Below are 18,354 nucleotides of genomic sequence, written 5' to 3' on the forward strand. Positions count from 1 at the left end.
GTGTATTATTCCAGTTCAGCCATCACCTGCTCCGTCAGTTCCAGATTATGGTATACTTTCTGAATATCATCATCGTCTTCCAAGGCATCGATCAGCTTCAGAATTTTTCGCACCGCATCCGGATCATCAATAGCCACAGTGGTTTTGGGCAGGCGCTGCAACTCCGCCGTCTCTGCTTCCAGTTGCAGCTCCTCCACTTTCTTCTGCATGGCACCAAAATCCTCCATCGCGCAGTAAATGGTTATATACTCCTCATCCAGTTCTACATCCTCTGCCCCGCCATCGGCCAGTTCCAGCAACAACTCATCATCAGTTAGCTGTAGCTCAAGGTTTCTTTTCACCACAAAAACGCCTTTCCTGTCAAACAGAAACTCAACTGATCCATTTGTACCCAGGCTGCCGTTGCCCTTGTTAAACATGGTGCGCAGGTTCTGCACCGTACGGTTGATGTTATCGGTAAGGCATTTGATAAACACAGCCACTCCGTTGGAAGCATAGCCTTCGTAGGTTACTTCGGTGTAGTTACCTTCGGTACCTTCGCTTTTCTTTATGGCACGCTCTATGTTTTCTTTTGGCATGTTTACCGCTTTGCTGGTTTGTATAGCCAGCCGCAGGCGCGGGTTAGCATCAGGATCGGGGCCACCCTCTTTTGCCGCTACGGTAATCTCTTTGATAAGCTTTGTGAATATTTTTGATCTCTTGGCATCCAGAGCGCCTTTCTTACGCTTGATCTGTGACCATTTGTTATGTCCTGCCATAGGTTACTATAAACTGTTCTTTTCTTTTCAGTCCTGAATCCTCAGTTTGAACAAAAGAACTAAAAATATGGAAGTATCCCTAAAAAAAGAGCAGCCTGACACCAAGCCAGGCTGCTCTAAATAAGTTGTTCTCTTATGTATATATACTGCAGCGATTATAGCAGCATAAAGATGGCGTTGATAATGTTAAGACCTAACAAAAGAAAAAAGTTAGGTGAGTCTTGTATAGCTCTTTTCATGGCAATATAGTTAATTTATTATATTTTACTTAGAAAGCGCCGTAACTAACGCTTACTCAATTTTACGCCACGATAAAGCAAATGTTACAAGCAAATATAATTTTTTATATAATAATATATTTATTTTTATATACCAAAATCACAATATAACACACCAAACAATTCAAAAACCTCTATATACACATAAAAATGTACTATATTAGTCCATTCATATATTTTGCACTATATATAAAATAATTCAATTAAATACCACCAATAGTCAAATTATGTAAAATATAACCTTAGCTGCACCTGCACCAGCCAAACTTGTCACTTCACACATAAATCCTTTATTTATCGTATCTTTACCTAGCTAAATAGTGCCCGCTTTAAAAGCAGGCCCGATATCTTTAATTTAACGAACTACTATACATTGGATTTCCATTCGTTCAACCTACACGATAACGTACTCACCGGCATCGACTCGATGGGCTACACAAAGCCTACGCCTGTACAGGAACAAGCCATACCACTGATTCTGGAGCACAAAGACATGATTGCCTGTGCACAGACCGGTACTGGTAAAACAGCAGCCTACCTGCTACCCCTGATAGACCGTATTTCGCATGAAGGCTATGAACACACCAGCACACTTATACTTGTGCCAACCCGCGAACTTGCCAAGCAGATAGACGAGCAGGTAGAAGGCTTTGGCTATTTCGCCTCCGTTAGCTCTATTGCCATTTATGGCGGCAGCAAAGGTGGCGACTGGGACCAGCAGAAACGTGCTTTAACTACTGGCGCCGACATTATAATTGCCACACCAGGCCGACTGATGGCACACATGGCGATGGGCTATGTAAAGCTGGATAAACTAAACCACCTGGTGCTGGATGAGGCTGATAAAATGCTGGACATGGGCTTTATGGACGACCTGCTGAAGATCATCCAGCAGTTGCCTAAAGAGCGCCAGACATTGCTCTTCTCGGCTACTATGCCTAAAAAGATACGCGACCTTGCACAGCAGATCCTGCAAGCACCTGCCGAAGTAAACCTGGCTATCTCTAAACCTGCAGCCGGTATAGACCAGCGCCTGTACCTGGCCTATGATAATCAGAAGTTACCTTTGCTGGAGCATTTGCTACAAGAGCAGGATGTACAGAACATGATCGTGTTCACATCACGTAAATCTAATGTGAACCAGATCGTGCGCTCGCTTCGCAAAATGGGCTTTGGGGCAGAAGGCATTCAGTCTGACATGACCCAGGAGGAACGTGAGCGTGCACTGCAGGGATTTAAGAATAAGCAGTACCAGATTCTGGTTGCCACAGACATTCTTTCCAGAGGTATTGACATCGACAGCCTGAGCCATGTGGTAAACTTTGATATGCCAATGGATGCAGAGGATTACGTGCACCGCGTAGGACGTACTGCACGAGCTGCCTCTACGGGTGTAGCCATAACCTTTGTGAATGAAAAGGACATGTTCAGGGTACAGAAAGTGGAGCGCCTGATAGAGCGTGAACTGCCTAAGTTGTCTTTACCTGAAGACTTTGGACCAGGCCCAGCTTACGACCCAACCAAGCGCCACGATAGCAGAGGCGGCGGCAAGCACAAGTCTGGCAACAGACCAGGGGCAGGCGCCAAGAAACACGACCACCGCAGCAAGCACCACAGAAAGCCCGACAACAAACCTGCTGAGGCCGGAGCAGCTCCACAGGCACAAGGAGAGGCAGTTGCTACAGAGGGCGGCGCTAAAAAACCGAACCGGAATCGCAACAGGAATAGAAACCGAAACAGGAACAAGCCGGCAGGAGGCGACACGCCGCAGGCCTAGGCTAATGCAGTTATAAGTCGTTCTATAGAACCAGAATAATTTGATTTACTTATTACATAAAACAGAAAAGGAGGCTTTGAAGCCTCCTTTTCTGTTTTTGCAGATATGTGATTAATATCTGTCTTTATCTTTGCCTAGTTGTTTTACCAGTTTGTTGTAAACACCAAGCAACAAGAATGATGGAGCCCATTGTCCTACAAAAAGAGCTTCTTCATCTTTTCTCATCACTTTAAGGGTAGCCGAAATTGCCATAGAACCAAGGGCAGCCCATAGGTACATATCTGACGGGATTCGGGCAGTATACTCTTCAATAGCCGCAGCAACAGGTCCTTCTTTCTTTTCAGGGTTATAGCTGTCAGCTTTTCTTTTTAACTCATTTGCATCCATAGTTATTTATTTAGAGGTTTAAAAACGTTTAATTAGAAACGGAGCAAACACGCTGATTGTTTGCATTTTCTCTAAAATTCAGTGATTGTTAACACAGAGTCGGCTTTTTTGAGCAACTGTATACACGTTACTACCGGCGCAACAGACCTGCTTCCTGCAGCTTCAAAACGGCAAACACAGTATAAACCACGTACCTATAACAGCAGCAACAGCTACCAGCATGAACCGGCAACAAATGATCCAGCAACTTGAGAGCACCGCCATGTGGGACGTGCTGGTAATTGGTGGCGGGGCAACAGGTTTAGGCATTGCTGTGGATGCGGCCACACGCGGATACAAGACACTGTTGCTGGAGCAGGCAGATTTTGCCAAAGGCACCTCCAGCAGGAGCACCAAACTAATACACGGTGGTGTGCGCTACCTGGCATTGGGGCAAATTAAATTAGTACTGGAGGCCCTTAAAGAGCGTGCCCTGCTGCTTCAAAATGCTGCACACCTGGTAAAAAAGCAGGTCTTTGTGGTTCCTGTTTATACCTGGAAAGATGCCTTTGTTTACTTCTGCGGACTTAAGCTTTACGACCTATTAGCAGGCACACGTGGCTTGGGAGCATCTACTTTCCTCAGCAAAAAGGAAACAGCACTGGCACTGCCCACCATAAAAAAAGAAGGCTTAAAAGGAGGCATACGTTACCTTGATTGCCAGTTCGACGATAGCCGGCTTGCTGTAAACCTGGCCCAGACTGCAGCCGAAAACGACGCTTGTATACTTAACTATGCACAAGTAACGGCGCTGCAGCAGAACAGCGAAGGCAAAATATACGGCGTTGTAGCCCAGGACCTGGAAACAGGCAAAACATACGCGCCAAAGGCAAAGGCAGTGATTAACGCAACTGGAGTTTTCGTTGATACCATACTTAGAATGGAGCAGCCGGAAGCAAAGCCACTTGTCAGGCCAAGCCAGGGAGTGCACCTGGTGCTGGACCATACTTTTCTGCCTGGCACCGATGCGCTCATGATTCCGAATACCTCTGATGGGCGCGTGCTTTTTGCAGTTCCCTGGCAGGGCAAACTATTGGTAGGCACAACAGATACACTCCGCAACAACCCCGAGCTTGAACCAAGGGCACTGGACAAAGAAGTAGCGTTTATACTTGAGACAGCCGGAAGTTATCTAGTTAAAAAGCCAACACACAAAGATGTTCTAGCTGTTTTTGCCGGCCTCAGGCCTTTGGCTGCGCATAAAGGCAACCCAAAGGAGAGCAAAGACATTTCGCGTAATTACAAGGTTATACTTTCGGAGAGCAGCCTCACTACAGTAACCGGTGGTAAATGGACTATTTACAGGGAGATGGCAGAGGCCACACTTGATACTTTAATAAGAGCAAGGCATTTAACTCCAAAGCCCTGCGTTACCTCTCATTTTTCTATCCATGGCCATACCACTGCAGCAGGTATAGACAAGCACATGGCAGGTTACGGCTCCGATGCTCACGCCATCCAGCAAATGGCCGCACAACATCCAGAACTTAATACACTGCTGCACCCCAATTACTGCTATACTTTAGCAGAAGTTGTGTGGGCTATACGTCACGAAATGGCCCGGACGGTAGAAGACGTTTTGGCGCGTAGACTACGATTGCTTTTCCTGGATGCGGCAGCGGCTGCACAGGCAGCTCCGGCAGTAGCAGCCATACTTGCCGCTGAAATGCAACGTCCACAAATCTGGGCCGATGAGCAGGTACAGCAGTTCAGAATTCTGGCGGCTGGCTATAGGCTAAAACCAGAAAAGGTAACGCAGCAAATTTAACAAATCCAATACCACACATGAATCAATGTATAATTTGATGTTTAAACACAGTATTTTTTGATTTACTAAATTTATTTGTTTATACTTAGTAAGCTGTGGGTAAACCATCCGATACAGAAATTACGTATGCATTGCATTATAATTAATGTTTAAACATGTGCATGGCACCCACTACTTTAAATATTTTCTAACCCAATCCTAAAAAAGAAACCGAACATGGTACTACTAAAGAAAGGGACTATCGCAGCCGCATTTGTAGTGGCCTCTATGTTTGCCGGACAGGCTGCATTTGCGCAAGATACAGAAGCCCCTATTACAAAGGAACAACTCGAAGCAGTAGAGTTTTCTGATGATGAGCTAAGTAAGTTTATTAAGGCCAATACCGCGGCCGTAGAGCTTGAGAAGCAAGGACGCGAAGCCGTTGTGACAACCATAGAGGGAACCGGCCTTACCGTGGACCGTTTTAACGAACTGGCTCAGGCCAACCGTGACAAAAAACTGGACGAAGTAGCCAAAGACGACGAGAAGAAAGCATTCGGTGACGCAGTTCGCGGTGTATTAAAGCTCCGCCCAGAGAACAAGCAAAAAGTGGAAAAGGCTATTACCGACCAGGGCCTGACGCTTGAACAGTACAACAAAATACATGCTGCTTTCCAAAAGGATAAAGCAGTACAGGCCAAAGTACAGTTGCTGCTGCAAGAGAAATAGTCTCTAAAGACAGTATACATAAAAAAGCGCTGATGTAGATCCATCAGCGCTTTTTTTATTTATGGTATTTCCATACTCAAGCAATAGGTTACTTTTATCAGATAAATATTTTACTTTACTTATATTGCTTTAGCAATTTAAGGGTGTAATTACTTGAAGGCTTTATACTTTGATTTAGATCTGACCGCCTGCAAAAGTAGCTATGACTATAGTGCGGATAAGCGTATGTTTACGCATAGCCGCTAGTTGTAGGTAAGCAATGAAATTAAAATGACTGCTAAAGAAAAACAAAAAGAGATTATTAAAAGCTATCTCAAACCAAAGCTTAAGGAAGAAGGGTTTAATACTTCAGGAATGAATTGGTGGAAGAGCAAAGGTGACTTCTTTTTGTTCATCAACTTGCAGAGTTCCTCTTGGAACAGTAGTGATAATGTGAGCTTCTGTTTTAACATAGGTGTTGCATTGACTGCTCGCCTTTCAGATCCAGCTAAAAGAAAGGCAACATATGACGACATTAGTGCAGAAGTGCGTGAAGAAGACTTGCTGCCTGAAGACAGAAAAAAGCATAGGTACAGAAAGGATAATTGGCTCGGTTACTTAATCACGAATGATACTGACATTATTGATTTTACGAAAGAATTAAGAACCGATTTAGAAGAAATAATCCTGCCGAAACTGCAAAGTTTGAATTCTCTATCAGACTGCATAAACTTTTTCGAGCCCTTTGGCTACTGGGGGTACAATCTTAAAATGAAAGTTGAAGAGTTAAAGCTAGATAATAAACAGAATGCCTAACCTACAACAAAGTTTAGCAGTACGGCTTGCTGACGCTTTGCCATTCTGCTACACGAGTAACGTTGGCTCCTCCTAACACGTCTCCTGCCCTAGTCGGTGAATATTTAATATCTTGCATCATTACCACCAATCAACCATACCTATTAAACTATGAACCACATCTTGCAAACCGAAAGGCTAAACCTAAGGCCCTTCACACACACGGACACGAAATTTATTATTGAACTAGTAAATAGCCCTGGATGGCTGCAATTTATTGGCGACAGAAACATAAAAACAGAGCAGCAGGCAAAGACATACCTCGAGAATGGCCCATTGAAGAGCTATAAAGACAACGGCTACGGTTTATGGCTGGTGGAGCGGAAACAGGACAATACACCTATAGGTATGTGCGGCATCATTAACCGCGATTACTTGCATGCGCCCGACATTGGATTTGCTTTCCTGCCTGATTGTTGTGGCCAGGGTTATGCGCATGAGATTGCAAGTGCAACTATTACTTTTGCCCATCATAATTTAAACCTGCCTAAGCTATTGGCTATTACCCTCCCAAACAACACAAAGTCTATTCGATTGCTAGAGAAGCTAGGTATGCAGTACACAGAAACTATTAGTCTGCCCAACAGTCTCGAAAAGCTCCAATTATTCAGTAATTAACCCCCTGCAGCAAATTTTTAACACCTTACATTTTACAGCATACTTTCTTGCAGCACAAGCAATACAGATTGTTGCGAATTTTCTGCAGCTGCCTTACTATCTTTAGGCTTTAATTAATATACTATGCCTTTAGAAGTAATTTGCAAAGCGTTCGAGGAGCTAACGCCCCAGCAAATGTATGAGATGCTACGCCTGCGCAGTGAGGTGTTTGTAGTAGAGCAAAACTGCGTTTTCCTGGACCTAGACAACAAAGACCAGGACTGTTTCCACCTGCTGCTTTACAAAGACGGTAACTTAGAGGCCTGCGCCAGGTTAGTACCACCAGGCGTTGCCTATCCGCAAGTGTCGATTGGCAGAATTGTAACCAGTCCTACCACTCGTGGCACCGGGCTAGGTAAAAAACTGGTAGAGATCGCTATTGCCGAGTGCTACCGTTTGTTTGGCGATGGCCCCATCCAAATTGGAGCACAGCTTTATGCTAAAGGCTTTTACGAGTACTTTGGGTTTGAGCAGATAGGTGAAGTATACGACGAGGACGGAATAGATCACATTCACATGATCAAGCCTTAGCCAGCAACAGGCCATACTTTGAAATATTAATCAATGACTACTGAACAACCTAACTCAGATATGCTGCTGTCGCTGGTGCGCATGAAAATGCCCTTTGGCAGGTACAAAGACACCCTACTGTGTAATCTGCCGGTATCGTACCTGGAGTGGTTCTCAAGGGAAGGTTTTCCGGATGGTAAGTTGGGGATGCAGCTCGCTACTATCTACGAGATAAAAGTCAATGGACTGGAATACCTGCTCGAGCCTTTGAAGCGGCAGGCTCGAAGCAAGTAAGACTAACTTACCTAATTCAGCGGCATTTTTCCAACCACCTTTGGCCCCACTGCCGTCAACTTAGGAAGAAGCTGTCATTTCGAACCGGCAGGGGTAGGGCCCCTCTTTAAGGGAGAAATCTATCTGGAATTAGTACAGATAGAATTTTATAAAGATCTCTCCTGTCGTTGAGATGACAAAAAGAGCCAGAGATGGTTGGCCTTGACTCCGTTGATATGTCCCTTACCTGCACCTTACATTATGGATCTTCTCTAATCTTACCTCCTATTTTGCCGTATGTTATACTTCTGACAACACAAATACAGCAGCTATGGCAACGAATATTGAGCACGAAAAAGAAGACCAGCAGTTTACAATAAAGCTTGGCGAGGATGATGCAGAATTGGCTTATACTTTGCCATCGGAGGGTGTAATCTGCTTTACCCATACCTACGTACCCGAAGATAACCGGGGTAACGGACTGGCAGTTAAAATGATCGAAAAAGGGTTGAACTATGCCCGAGAGCATAACTACAAAGTTAAAGCCACCTGCCCGGCAGTAAACAAGTACCTGAAGATGCACCCCGAGTACAACGACATCACCATCTAGCAAAGTATGATGCAGGAGCAAGTATGGTTATACTTGTAGTTTACTAAACTTCAGAGGCTACTCCCCTGCTTTCTCCACTTTATGTCCTCCGAACTCATTACGAAGGGCTGCTACCACTTTGCCTGAAAAAGTATCTGATTCGTAGGAGCGGTAACGCATGAGCAACGACATGGCAATAATCGGAGTGGCCACCTGCATGTCCAGGGCAGTTTCTACGGTCCATTTACCTTCTCCGGACGAGTGCATGATTCCTTTGATGCCAGAGAGTTCGGGGTCTTTGCTAAAGGCGTTTTCTACCAGTTCCATCAGCCAGCTGCGCACCACCGAGCCATGGTTCCACACCCGGGCCACTTCCTTATAGTCCATATCAAAGTCGCTTTTGTGCAGCACCTCAAAGCCTTCGGCAATGGCCTGCATCATGCCGTACTCCACGCCGTTATGGATCATTTTAACAAAATGCCCGCTACCTGGCTTACCCACGTGCAGGTACCCCTTATCCACCGATACATCCCGGAAAATCTGCTCGCAGTAGGTAAAAGCGTCCTGCTCCCCTCCTATCATGGTACAGGCGCCGTTGCGTGCGCCGGTAAGGCCGCCGCTTGTGCCGCAGTCCAGCAAGAAGATACCAGAAGCTTTCAGCATTTCGGCACGCCTGATGGAGTCTTTGTAGTTGGAATTACCGCCGTCTATAATGATATCATTTGGTTGCAGATGTGGCACGAGCTGCTCAATAACGGCATCTACAGGGTCACCGGCAGGCACCATAATCCAGACTGCTTTTCTGCCTATTAACTTTTGGGCTACCTCAGGTATGGTATAAGCCGGCGTTATACCTTCTTTGGCGATGACATCTATTGTTTCCCTGGCAATATCGTAAGCCACCACGTCGTGTTGGTGGTCTCTTAGATTTAGCGCCAGATTATACCCCATTTTTCCGAGTCCGATCAGTCCTATTTGCATGGTTTGTTTTCTTTAAGCTACAACATCAGCAGCGTTGCTGCATTTATACTTGTGATTGTTTATGATTTAAGTGCACTGCCTGGCTAAAGCTGCTCTCGAGTTTAGGGTAAAGGTCCTCGAACAGCGCGTAGTTACGCATGTATATCCTATTTGCCTCTACATTGGGTGTGAATGTTTTCTGCACTTTCAGCAGTTTCCCGGCATCTTCCAGATTTTTGATCATACCCAGTGTATGCATGCCCAGTAAGGCCGCTCCTAAAGCCGAACCTTCGGCTGTATCTGTTAGGCGCACCTCCACGTTAAAAACATCTGCCAGCATTTGCACCCACAGGTCGGAATGGGTAAAGCCTCCGTTAGCATAGATCCGTTTTACCGGCCCCATTGTCTGCTCCAGGGCCATGCCCACACTGTATAACCCAAAGATGATTCCTTCCATCAATGCCCTTAAAAAATGAGCACGACCGTGGGTATAGTGTACTCCAAAGAAGCATGCCCTGGCAGCGGCATTCCAATGTGGGGAACGTTCGCCGAGCAGGTAAGGCAGAAACAATAGCCCATCAGATCCGGGTGCAACAGACGCTGCTTCTGCATTAAGCATGGTAAAGATATCTTCCTCGTTTACCTTAGCAACTTCGGCTTCCGCACCATAAAAGTTATCCCGAAACCACTGCAGCACGATGCCTCCGTTATTTACAGCGCCACCCAAAATATACTTTTCCGGGGTTAGCACATAACTGAAAATGCGCTCTTTTAGGTCGGTGGCAGGTTTGTCGGCTGTAACCCGAATTGCCCCGCTGGTACCAATCGTAACTACAGCATCACCCTCACAAACGGCATCGGCTCCTAAGTTTGCAAGGCATCCGTCGCTTGCTCCGATCACAAAAGGCAGATCAGCGTTAATACCGAGCTTGTCAGCGTAAGCCCTTTTCATGCCACTGAAAGTATAGCTGGCAGGCACTGGTTCCGACAATTGGGATGTACTGATCCCTGCCATCTCCAGGGCATCGGAGTGCCAGTTCAGATCAAAAATATTGAACAGGCCTGTGGCAGAGGCAATGGAATAATCTATTTTATACTCTCCATAAAGCTTGTAGAACACATACTCTTTAATGCCGATGAATTTTGCTGCTTCACGGAACAGGCTAGGATTTGACTCACGCAGCCAGCATATCTTTGGCAACGGCGACATAGGGTGCAGCGGAGTACCTGTGTGCAAGTAAATGCTATGCCCGATAACGCTGTTTTTGAGATTGGCTGCCTGCGCCATACTTCGGGCATCGGCCCAAATAATACAATTGGTTAAAAGATTTCCCTTCTTATCCAAAGCAATAAGGCTGTGCATAGCACTGCTGAAACATACTCCTTTCAGTTCGTAATTGCAGTCGCACAGCAACTGCACAACCGCTTTCAGGCAGCTTAGCACGGCATCAAAAACAAGCTCCGGATCCTGCTCCGCAAAATTGGGTTTGGTGTTGATGATGGGATACGCTACAGCATAATGAAACACAGGCTTTGCCTCTGCATCGAACGCCACTGCCTTGGTGCTGGTTGTTCCTATGTCTATACCTATTACTGCTTGTTTTGTCATACCGCTTCAGCTAAGCTTTACCTACGAGAATCAACCTATACTGAGTTGTATAGTTAAGCAGGTCGGCTTTACGCTGCACCCTTCGGGCACCTGCAAAATATGCCGGCTTATGGCTCCGGCCATTTCATTTACTATGCTTATATTTGATGCTTAAATCAGACTAAACCACCCATGAAACCTTACCGCTTTATACTTGGGCTCTGCTTGCTGGCTGTCATGCACCAAGCACCTGCTCAGGACCTTAAACTAGACAAGAAAGTAACGAAGTCGCTGAAGAAAGTTGAGCCGGAGGATATTAAGAAGCATATCTGGTATCTTGCCGATGATAAACTACTAGGTCGCAAGCCCGGCACACCTGGCTATGAGACTGCCGTAGCTTACGTGATTGACCAGTATAAAAAAATGGGTGTACAGCCCGGTGGCGAAAATGGCACTTATCTACAGACAGTGAAACTGCGCACTGCCAAAACCGGCGATGCCAGCATGCTACTTACTGATCTGAAAAACACCTCAACGCAACTAACAGCAGGTAAAGACTTCGCAGTTTATCCTAATCCTAAAGATCCATCTACCACGGTTCAGGCACCGCTTGTATTTGCCGGCTATGGGATTACCGCACCTGATCTGGGTTATGACGATTATGCTGGTCTGGATGCAAAAGGAAAGATTGTAGTGGTGATGCGCGGAGCTCCAGAGAGCTTTCCAAATACTGTATCGTCTTACAGCATGGACCTGCAAACTATACTTAAAAACGCCGCTGAGCATGGCGCAGTGGGCGTGATAGTAGGCAGCGCGAACCCAAAAGCACCAGTAACAAACCTGCGTAATGGTGTAAACAATGTAATGCATGCCAACGGCGAAGTAGCCTTCTCCAGAACCTACCACGAAGACATTAAATTACTAGCTGCCGTTAACCAGGAGGTTACAGACAAACTGCTTACCAGCGCAGGCATTAATTTAACTGAGGCCTTTGTCAGCATGAAGAGCGGCAAACCTGCCTCTACAGAGTTAGGCTATTCTGCAACAGCTGCCTATACTTCGAACTACAAAGACATCGAAAGCCACAACGTAATCGGCAAAATAGAAGGCTCTGACCCTCAATTGAAGAATGAATATGTAATGCACAGTGCGCACCTCGATCACGTTGGCATTGGAGCACCTGTAGACGGCGACTCGATCTACAACGGCGCCCACGACAATGCCTCCGGCGTAGCCAGCCTGCTGGAGATTGCCAATGTTTATTCCCGCCTGAAGAAAAACCCGAAACGCTCTGTGTTGCTGGTGATGGTTACTGCAGAGGAGATGGGCCTGTTAGGGTCAGCTTATTTTGCTAAATATCCTACTGTGCCAGCCAACAGCATTGTAGCCGACATCAACACCGATATGCCTACCATTATTGCGCCGTTGCTTTCGGTGGTACCATTGGGTGCACCACACTCCAGCCTGATGCAGCAGGTAACAAAGGCCGCCGATTACCTTGACCTGGATATTGAAGCAGACCCTGAACCAGACCAGAACCGCTTTGTGCGCAGCGACCAATATAGCTTTGTAACCCAAGGAATACCTGCTCTGCACATCAAGTATGGCAACAAAACTGCAGATGGCAAAAACAACCTGGATGAGACAGTGAAAGTATGGCGCGCTAAATATTACCACAAACCACAGGATGGTATTGATGGCGTGTTTGATTTTGAGGCTGGTAAAAAATATGTGCAGCTTAACTTCCTGATCGGTTACCTGGTGGCTCAAAGCGAGCAGCGCCCAACCTGGAACCAAGGCGACTTCTTCGGCACCCGCTTCGGCAGATAGGCACATCGAAATACAACTTAAAGCCCCGGTTATACTTTGTATGGCCGGGGCTTTTTTGTGGCAGCAAGTATAGTAAACAGGCTAAAACACGATGTGGAAAACGTGCATCAGGTGTTAATAATTCACATTCTCCAAACTCATACTTCACTGGCTCTCAATAATATCACAAATATTACGCAACACCGATTGTTGCACCTGTGTAAAATTTGTCCACATGCACATTTCCTGCATGTTTATTACATATTTTTGTAGAGATCCAACAGAGAAAACAGGTCATGGAAACGATGCAGCGCACAGTAACGAAGAACAATACACACAGAGGTGAAATCATTAGAGAGGCCATCAAGGCGAGTGGTGTAGCTGTTGGCGTAGTAGCCGATAAACTCGGTATCAGCAGAAAAACGCTTTACAATAAGTTTAAGGAGAGCAGCATTCCTTTTAGTTTTATACTTAAGCTTGGCGAGGTTATTCACCACGACTTTTCACAGGAATTCCCGCATTTGAGTAAAAGTGTAAAAAAAGAGCCTGCGCTGCCGCAAATGCCTGCCAGCACAAACCTGCTTTTACCCTTCGACGGAGAGCCGGCCGGTACGCCAAAGCCAAACAACATGAAAGAATGTGAGGCAGAGTTGGTGGCGCTGCAGCGTAAGTACATTGCCCTGCTAGAGAAGTTTAACGAACTGCTGCTAAAGACATCTGCAAACTAAATTCCGAACTCAACTAGCTATTTTAGTATAAGATCAACACTCTTGCCCACTTTTTTTATGTGAGTAAGGACAAACGAAACATACACCTTATCTCACGTCCACGCCTACTTCGTTCGGGTTGCCAGACCTGAAAGTAGCTACGGCCTTATCACCGGCATACAGCGTAAGTACTCTGCCTGATTTCTTATAGGAAGTAGTACTCCGGAGCGCTTCCATCAACTTGTTTTCTGTGTCCATGTTGGTGCAACTCATGCGTGTGGTAGATAACTCAGAGAGCTGTAGCGCATCTTCAGTCAGTTTATACTTTCCGGTAAATTTGTTACAACCGGCAAAACCAAAGATATCGTCCTCATTCTCCTGCAGCCTTATGTAGGCCATCCGACTATCCTTTGGTGCCGGCACATTCTGCCCTTCCAGTGAAATTAACATCCAGTAAGCATCAAGTATAGTTTCCTGATCAGCTACCTCGGTGGCAGGTTGCGCGGTGCAGAACTGCATTAATATGGTTACTGAAAGTATGAAAGTGAATCGAAGTATATTTTTCATAGTAAAGGTGTTCTTAAGTTTCGTGTGTTTATGGCTTACGTGGATCACGTGCTTGGAGTATAGCTACAAAGAAAAAGCCTGCAGTTTATGCTGCAGGCTTTTTCTTTTGTCATAGGCTTTTATACGCCAAAATCGTCATAGCCATAGCTACTGATGTTAGAGTTTGCACTATAATCAGGACCTGAGCGGCCGTAGTGTCTTTCACGGCTGCTTACACGCTCACCGTCGTTTGATCCTGCCCTATTACGGTGGTCACTCACATAGGCACGGTTAGAGGCATACAAGCCGGTAGCATAATTATCGTCGTCGCTTCGGTTTCTGGAGCTTCTGATCTCGCCGCTGTACCTGAAGTCACTATCGTCGTAGGTGCCTTCGTAATATGGGCTTTCGCCGTACTGCATGTTTTTCCGGCCATAGTCATTATCTGAGCGGCTTTCACGGATAGGGCCACGGTCTATATAATGATCTGCTGTACCGGCATTGTAGCTTCTATAGCGGTCGTCGGTTCTGTTTTCGTCGCGGGCAAACTCGTTGTAGTGTCTGCCTTCGCCGCTGTAGCGGTAGCTGTTGTCCTGGCGGCTATAGCGATCCTGGTTACCGAAGTTGTTTCCTCTGCTGTGCCTTGTATCACGCTCGCTGCGCCATCCAAATTCACTGCCTGTGCCGTAGTCTCTGTTGCGGCTGTTGCCCATGTATGGGTTAGGGTCTCCGTAATGATAGCTGTCGCTGTGTCCGGATCTGTAATCGTCGTGTCTTCCGGATTGCATTGGTCCGCTGCTTGAGCTGCCCGTACTGCCAGTGCTTCTTACGTTCCTGTACTCACGGTCTGCATCCCGCATACCATAGTAGTTACCACGGTTGCTATAGCGGTCACGGTAGTTCTCGAATTGTTCGCTGCGGTTGTCTCTGTTGTAGCCACGGTTTCTGTCGCCGTAATGTTTATCGTTTCTTTCCATAGGTGAAGTTCTTTTAAATTAGCATTATAACTTTACCTATAAACGAACCTCAGCCGGCAACGTTGGTTCAGTGCTGTATTTCATTCTGTTTAACTGGCTGCAACCGCTCTTTCTGTGGTGGGTGTTAACGCGTAGCCATACTTGTTTATACTTGCGGCTATTGGAGTCTCTACGTATACCTTAACCGGCAAAACTGCGGCAGGCAAGTCCGTCGGGAACCAGTTACGGTTTTCTGCTGCAAGTATAAAAAGTCCTTGTGCATCGCCTACTGCCTCAAACTTATCGTTAGCTGTTTTCCAGCACTCAATCCCAAACTTCTGCTTCAGTTCAGCGGCAAACGCAGGCACATGCGGCACGGCCAAACCTATTTCACAGATACTCACCACACCATTTTCCTGTGAGCTTTGCTCCTCCTCCTGTATACTTTGATGTGCTATAAACTCCACAATGTTACCGTCAGGATCCAGAAAGTAAACAGCCTTTGCCTCCCACTCCTCATGCACCACTACAGGCTTACCCGATGTCGGATCAGGCAGCACATCAACACGCTGCTGCAGCCAGTTGCTTATACTTTCAAATTGATGGTACGGCACCCGAAAAGCAAAATGATAAATTTCATCAGCCCTTTCAGAATTTAAGTTTACACACAGCAAAGAATTACCTGCTTTGATTGTAAAAGTATTCTCCTCTTCAACGGCCAGTGCAAAGCCTAAGGTGTTGGTGTAAAACGCTTTTAGCTTTTCAGGTTGCCTTGTCTGCAGTTCGATTTTGGTTATTCTCATAGTTTATGATGCTTTGGTTCTTAGCTTAAAGTTAAGCATATCATTTTACAAGCATAAGCTAACCACCAAGTGTTTATACAGACAGCCTCAAAGCCATGTGTTTGTCGAGATGTTACTTAGGTTGATCTATTTTCTAAAATATTCCAGATCCTGTTTCATACTTTCATTCTGATGAAGACCTATCCAAGCTATATGAAAAAAATAACCGCCGCCCTTGGCCTTGCGGCTTTACTTGCTTTTGCTCCAGAAGCAGAAGCTGGCAAAGGACCAGAACTAACCTATACTGTAAACCTGAACGACAGGGCAGATGACCGGTTTAAAGTGACTTTGGACGTTAAGGGGCTAAACGCTGCAAATGACATATTTCAGTTTGCTGCCACGGCACCCGGCACTTACCAAACCATGGATATTGGCCGGTTTGTGCGGGAGTTTAAGGCCTTTGATAAAAAGGGACGGGAGCTGGAGGTAAAGCAGATCAGCACGAACCAGTGGCAGCTTAGCACCCCAGACAAGGTGCGCAAAATAACCTACCAGGTATCCGAAACCTGGGACACACCTGTAAAAGAAAACAAAGTATACTGGATGTGCGGCACCTCGCTGGAGCAGGACCATGCTTTGATAAATGGCCAGGGCGTATTTGGTTACCTAAAAGGTTTACAGGCTGCCCCCATGCGCATTAAGCTGGACTACCCACAAGAGTGGCTCGTTGGCACCGCCCTTAAACCCGACAGCAAAGGCTACTACACGGCCAGCAGCTACGATCATATTGTAGACTCTCCTATACTTTTGGGAACATTAACGAAGGCTGAGACAAACTACAACGGCACCACCATCGATATTTATACTTACTCCAAAACAGGCAAGATAAAATCGGAAGACCTACTGCAAAACATGACCTCTATGCTGGGTGCAGCACACAAATTTGTGGTGGATTTCCCGGTTGATCGCTATACATTCCTGTACCACTTCGAAGACCAGGAATGGGGTGCATGGGAGCACTCTTACAGCTCCGAATACATCATGAAGGAAAAGGACCTGACACCGGAATACGCCAAGCACATTTCGGACATTGCCTCACACGAGTTCTTTCATATCATTACACCGCTTAACATACATAGCGATGTAGTTGAGCAGTTCAACTTTGTGGAGCCAACGCCATCACAGCACCTGTGGCTTTACGAGGGCACCACCGAATGGGCCTCTGACATGATGCAGCTGCGCGGAGGGCTGCTGGACCTGCCGGCATACCTGCAGGATCTGACGCAGAAGCTGAGCTACGATGATAACATGGACAGGAACTACAGCATCCTGAAACTGGCACTTACGTCTTACACTCCGGAAGGAAATAAACAATATGGCAACATCTACAACAGAGGCGCTGTTGTAGCGGCTTTGCTGGATGTGCGCTTACTTGAATTATCTGGTGGCAAGCGCGGCCTGCGTGAGGTGATCAATGAATTATCAAAGGAGTATGGCCAGAAAAAGGCGTTTCCTGAAAATGATTTCTTCAACATCTTTGCAGCTAAAACTTACCCTGAAATAGGCGACTTCTTTACCCGCTACATCAAAAATGCAGAACCTTTGCCTTTGGCCGAATACTACAGTAAACTGGGGATAAACTACACTCCTGCTGTAAACACAGGCACTATGATCAAATCGCTTGGCTATAACTTAGGAGCACCAGACGGTAAGATAAGGGTGGCCAGCATACACGAAAGTATAAAGGCATTAGGGCTGCAGGAGTTTGATGAAATTGTAGCTGTAAACGGTACAGCGTTGTCGCTACAGAACGCTAACCAGTTAGTTGGTGGACTTCATGCGCTGCAGCCAGGAGATACTTACAAGTTTACCGTTAGCCGCAAAGGTGAGCAACAGGAGTTGCAACTGAAAATGATTGAGAAAGAGAAGGTACTGAAGCATCAGTTTAAACTAAATGAGCAGGCTACCCCACAACAGGTTGCACTGCGTAATAATTGGATGCGGAATTTATAGTAGCGTTTGTTGTTTGTTTAATATACCTGATAAAACCCCTGCCTCTCTAAAGGCTGGGGTTTTTCTTTGATCAGGATTATTGACCGGAGATTAAGGGGATTAAATTGATTTGCGGGATTACATTCAGCACCGGTTGTATCAGCTTTCTGGCGCCAGTATCAAACTGGTGCCGCCAAGTGTGTGCGAGTCTACAGACTCGCTTTTGCAATACCGGGTTAAACCACCCCTTTATCCCCTCCTTAGTCAAGGCGGGGAACTCTGCCGTTGCTTTAGCTGAAGTACAAGTTTCATAACCGCTGCCATTCCTCGGACAGATCGTGACCTGTCCCTACAAATCAGAATTCATTCGTCCTCTCCCTTAGCAAAGGCTTCGGCCAAGAAGTATCCATCCCAGCCTTTGGGTTGAGCGCTTTGT

General features: G+C 46.1%; 18 protein-coding genes. 11 read left to right on the plus strand and 7 right to left on the minus strand.

The genetic code is table 11. The features are described from left to right. Window positions 1–5: 5 nt before the first annotated feature. The gene (locus H8S84_RS07275) at window positions 6–758 is read right to left on the minus strand and encodes a YebC/PmpR family DNA-binding transcriptional regulator (protein WP_187066562.1); all 753 of its coding nucleotides are present in this window, start codon (window positions 756–758) and stop codon (window positions 6–8) included. Window positions 759–1,463: 705 nt separating this feature from the next. Between H8S84_RS07275 and H8S84_RS07280 the strand changes: the two genes are divergently transcribed. After that, entirely contained in the window at window positions 1,464–2,813 is a 1,350-nt protein-coding gene (locus tag H8S84_RS07280) for a DEAD/DEAH box helicase (protein WP_187066723.1), read from the plus strand. Between the two features lie 111 nt (window positions 2,814–2,924). Here H8S84_RS07280 and H8S84_RS07285 read toward each other — a convergent pair whose 3' ends face one another. After that, on the minus strand, window positions 2,925–3,200 hold the full coding sequence (locus H8S84_RS07285) for a hypothetical protein (RefSeq protein ID WP_187066563.1): 276 nt from the start codon (window positions 3,198–3,200) through the stop codon (window positions 2,925–2,927). Between the two features lie 235 nt (window positions 3,201–3,435). Here H8S84_RS07285 and H8S84_RS07290 point away from each other — a divergent pair, with 235 nt between their 5' ends. From H8S84_RS07290 to H8S84_RS07320, 7 genes are all read left to right on the plus strand, one after another. After that, window positions 3,436–5,007: a glycerol-3-phosphate dehydrogenase/oxidase gene (locus H8S84_RS07290; protein WP_230407064.1), complete on the plus strand. Its 1,572-nt coding sequence runs from the start codon at window positions 3,436–3,438 to the stop codon at window positions 5,005–5,007. Window positions 5,008–5,223: 216 nt separating this feature from the next. Beyond that, window positions 5,224–5,715 carry a DUF4168 domain-containing protein gene (locus H8S84_RS07295; RefSeq protein ID WP_187066565.1) on the plus strand — a complete coding sequence of 164 codons (492 nt, stop codon included), beginning with the start codon at window positions 5,224–5,226 and terminating at the stop codon, window positions 5,713–5,715. Window positions 5,716–5,985: 270 nt separating this feature from the next. Next, window positions 5,986–6,510, plus strand: coding sequence for a DUF4304 domain-containing protein (locus H8S84_RS07300; RefSeq protein ID WP_187066566.1), 525 nt, complete (start codon window positions 5,986–5,988; stop codon window positions 6,508–6,510). Between the two features lie 150 nt (window positions 6,511–6,660). Next, a complete protein-coding gene (locus H8S84_RS07305; protein ID WP_187066567.1) occupies window positions 6,661–7,167 on the plus strand; it encodes a GNAT family N-acetyltransferase in 507 nt (168 codons plus the stop codon). A 123-nt stretch (window positions 7,168–7,290) separates the two neighbouring features. Further along, window positions 7,291–7,737: a GNAT family N-acetyltransferase gene (locus H8S84_RS07310; protein ID WP_187066568.1), complete on the plus strand. Its 447-nt coding sequence runs from the start codon at window positions 7,291–7,293 to the stop codon at window positions 7,735–7,737. A gap of 33 nt (window positions 7,738–7,770) precedes the next feature. After that, complete coding sequence (locus H8S84_RS07315; protein ID WP_187066569.1) at window positions 7,771–8,010, plus strand: DUF3820 family protein; 240 nt, start codon at window positions 7,771–7,773, stop codon at window positions 8,008–8,010. 310 nt (window positions 8,011–8,320) lie between these two features. Next, on the plus strand, window positions 8,321–8,599 hold the full coding sequence (locus tag H8S84_RS07320; RefSeq protein ID WP_187066570.1) for a GNAT family N-acetyltransferase: 279 nt from the start codon (window positions 8,321–8,323) through the stop codon (window positions 8,597–8,599). Between the two features lie 57 nt (window positions 8,600–8,656). On the opposite strand, the gene gnd is transcribed toward H8S84_RS07320, so the two are convergent. Together gnd and H8S84_RS07330 are read right to left on the minus strand one after the other, a co-directional pair. Further along, on the minus strand, window positions 8,657–9,559 hold the full coding sequence (gene gnd / locus H8S84_RS07325) for a phosphogluconate dehydrogenase (NAD(+)-dependent, decarboxylating) (RefSeq protein ID WP_187066571.1): 903 nt from the start codon (window positions 9,557–9,559) through the stop codon (window positions 8,657–8,659). A 43-nt stretch (window positions 9,560–9,602) separates the two neighbouring features. Next, window positions 9,603–11,147 (minus strand): gluconokinase, encoded by a 1,545-nt coding sequence (locus tag H8S84_RS07330; RefSeq protein ID WP_187066572.1) that lies wholly within the window; start codon window positions 11,145–11,147, stop codon window positions 9,603–9,605. Window positions 11,148–11,318: 171 nt separating this feature from the next. On the opposite strand from H8S84_RS07330, the gene H8S84_RS07335 reads away from it, so the two are divergent. Next, window positions 11,319–12,956, plus strand: coding sequence for a M28 family peptidase (locus tag H8S84_RS07335; RefSeq protein WP_187066573.1), 1,638 nt, complete (start codon window positions 11,319–11,321; stop codon window positions 12,954–12,956). A gap of 275 nt (window positions 12,957–13,231) precedes the next feature. Continuing rightward, window positions 13,232–13,663 carry a helix-turn-helix domain-containing protein gene (locus H8S84_RS07340; protein ID WP_187066574.1) on the plus strand — a complete coding sequence of 144 codons (432 nt, stop codon included), beginning with the start codon at window positions 13,232–13,234 and terminating at the stop codon, window positions 13,661–13,663. Window positions 13,664–13,750: 87 nt separating this feature from the next. Here the strand turns inward: H8S84_RS07340 and H8S84_RS07345 are convergent, their stop codons facing one another. The 3 genes from H8S84_RS07345 to H8S84_RS07355 all read right to left on the minus strand — a co-directional run bounded on the left by H8S84_RS07345 (window position 13,751) and on the right by H8S84_RS07355 (window position 15,947). Beyond that, window positions 13,751–14,209 carry an META domain-containing protein gene (locus H8S84_RS07345; protein WP_187066575.1) on the minus strand — a complete coding sequence of 153 codons (459 nt, stop codon included), beginning with the start codon at window positions 14,207–14,209 and terminating at the stop codon, window positions 13,751–13,753. 119 nt (window positions 14,210–14,328) lie between these two features. Further along, complete coding sequence (locus H8S84_RS07350; RefSeq protein WP_187066576.1) at window positions 14,329–15,165, minus strand: hypothetical protein; 837 nt, start codon at window positions 15,163–15,165, stop codon at window positions 14,329–14,331. An 89-nt stretch (window positions 15,166–15,254) separates the two neighbouring features. Continuing rightward, complete coding sequence (locus tag H8S84_RS07355) at window positions 15,255–15,947, minus strand: VOC family protein (protein WP_187066577.1); 693 nt, start codon at window positions 15,945–15,947, stop codon at window positions 15,255–15,257. A 192-nt stretch (window positions 15,948–16,139) separates the two neighbouring features. On the opposite strand from H8S84_RS07355, the gene H8S84_RS07360 reads away from it, so the two are divergent. Next, window positions 16,140–17,939: a M61 family metallopeptidase gene (locus tag H8S84_RS07360; RefSeq protein ID WP_187066578.1), complete on the plus strand. Its 1,800-nt coding sequence runs from the start codon at window positions 16,140–16,142 to the stop codon at window positions 17,937–17,939. Window positions 17,940–18,354 lie beyond the last annotated feature (415 nt).

Source organism: Pontibacter cellulosilyticus, assembly GCF_014306105.1.
Taxonomy (GTDB): domain Bacteria; phylum Bacteroidota; class Bacteroidia; order Cytophagales; family Hymenobacteraceae; genus Pontibacter; species Pontibacter cellulosilyticus.

What these genes read in the sequence shown, in the direction of transcription:
- H8S84_RS07295 (WP_187066565.1), top strand. Translation starts at nt 5,224, where the DNA reads ATGGTACTACTAAAGAAAGGGACTATCGCAGCCGCATTTGTAGTGGCC.
- H8S84_RS07345 (WP_187066575.1), bottom strand. Translation starts at nt 14,209, where the DNA reads ATGAAAAATATACTTCGATTCACTTTCATACTTTCAGTAACCATATTA.
- H8S84_RS07305 (WP_187066567.1), top strand. Translation starts at nt 6,661, where the DNA reads ATGAACCACATCTTGCAAACCGAAAGGCTAAACCTAAGGCCCTTCACA.
- H8S84_RS07290 (WP_230407064.1), top strand. Translation starts at nt 3,436, where the DNA reads ATGATCCAGCAACTTGAGAGCACCGCCATGTGGGACGTGCTGGTAATT.
- H8S84_RS07360 (WP_187066578.1), top strand. Translation starts at nt 16,140, where the DNA reads ATGAAAAAAATAACCGCCGCCCTTGGCCTTGCGGCTTTACTTGCTTTT.
- gnd (WP_187066571.1), bottom strand. Translation starts at nt 9,559, where the DNA reads ATGCAAATAGGACTGATCGGACTCGGAAAAATGGGGTATAATCTGGCG.
- H8S84_RS07350 (WP_187066576.1), bottom strand. Translation starts at nt 15,165, where the DNA reads ATGGAAAGAAACGATAAACATTACGGCGACAGAAACCGTGGCTACAAC.
- H8S84_RS07275 (WP_187066562.1), bottom strand. Translation starts at nt 758, where the DNA reads ATGGCAGGACATAACAAATGGTCACAGATCAAGCGTAAGAAAGGCGCT.
- H8S84_RS07320 (WP_187066570.1), top strand. Translation starts at nt 8,321, where the DNA reads ATGGCAACGAATATTGAGCACGAAAAAGAAGACCAGCAGTTTACAATA.
- H8S84_RS07285 (WP_187066563.1), bottom strand. Translation starts at nt 3,200, where the DNA reads ATGGATGCAAATGAGTTAAAAAGAAAAGCTGACAGCTATAACCCTGAA.
- H8S84_RS07310 (WP_187066568.1), top strand. Translation starts at nt 7,291, where the DNA reads ATGCCTTTAGAAGTAATTTGCAAAGCGTTCGAGGAGCTAACGCCCCAG.
- H8S84_RS07315 (WP_187066569.1), top strand. Translation starts at nt 7,771, where the DNA reads ATGACTACTGAACAACCTAACTCAGATATGCTGCTGTCGCTGGTGCGC.
- H8S84_RS07330 (WP_187066572.1), bottom strand. Translation starts at nt 11,147, where the DNA reads ATGACAAAACAAGCAGTAATAGGTATAGACATAGGAACAACCAGCACC.
- H8S84_RS07340 (WP_187066574.1), top strand. Translation starts at nt 13,232, where the DNA reads ATGGAAACGATGCAGCGCACAGTAACGAAGAACAATACACACAGAGGT.
- H8S84_RS07355 (WP_187066577.1), bottom strand. Translation starts at nt 15,947, where the DNA reads ATGAGAATAACCAAAATCGAACTGCAGACAAGGCAACCTGAAAAGCTA.
- H8S84_RS07335 (WP_187066573.1), top strand. Translation starts at nt 11,319, where the DNA reads ATGAAACCTTACCGCTTTATACTTGGGCTCTGCTTGCTGGCTGTCATG.
- H8S84_RS07300 (WP_187066566.1), top strand. Translation starts at nt 5,986, where the DNA reads ATGACTGCTAAAGAAAAACAAAAAGAGATTATTAAAAGCTATCTCAAA.
- H8S84_RS07280 (WP_187066723.1), top strand. Translation starts at nt 1,464, where the DNA reads ATGGGCTACACAAAGCCTACGCCTGTACAGGAACAAGCCATACCACTG.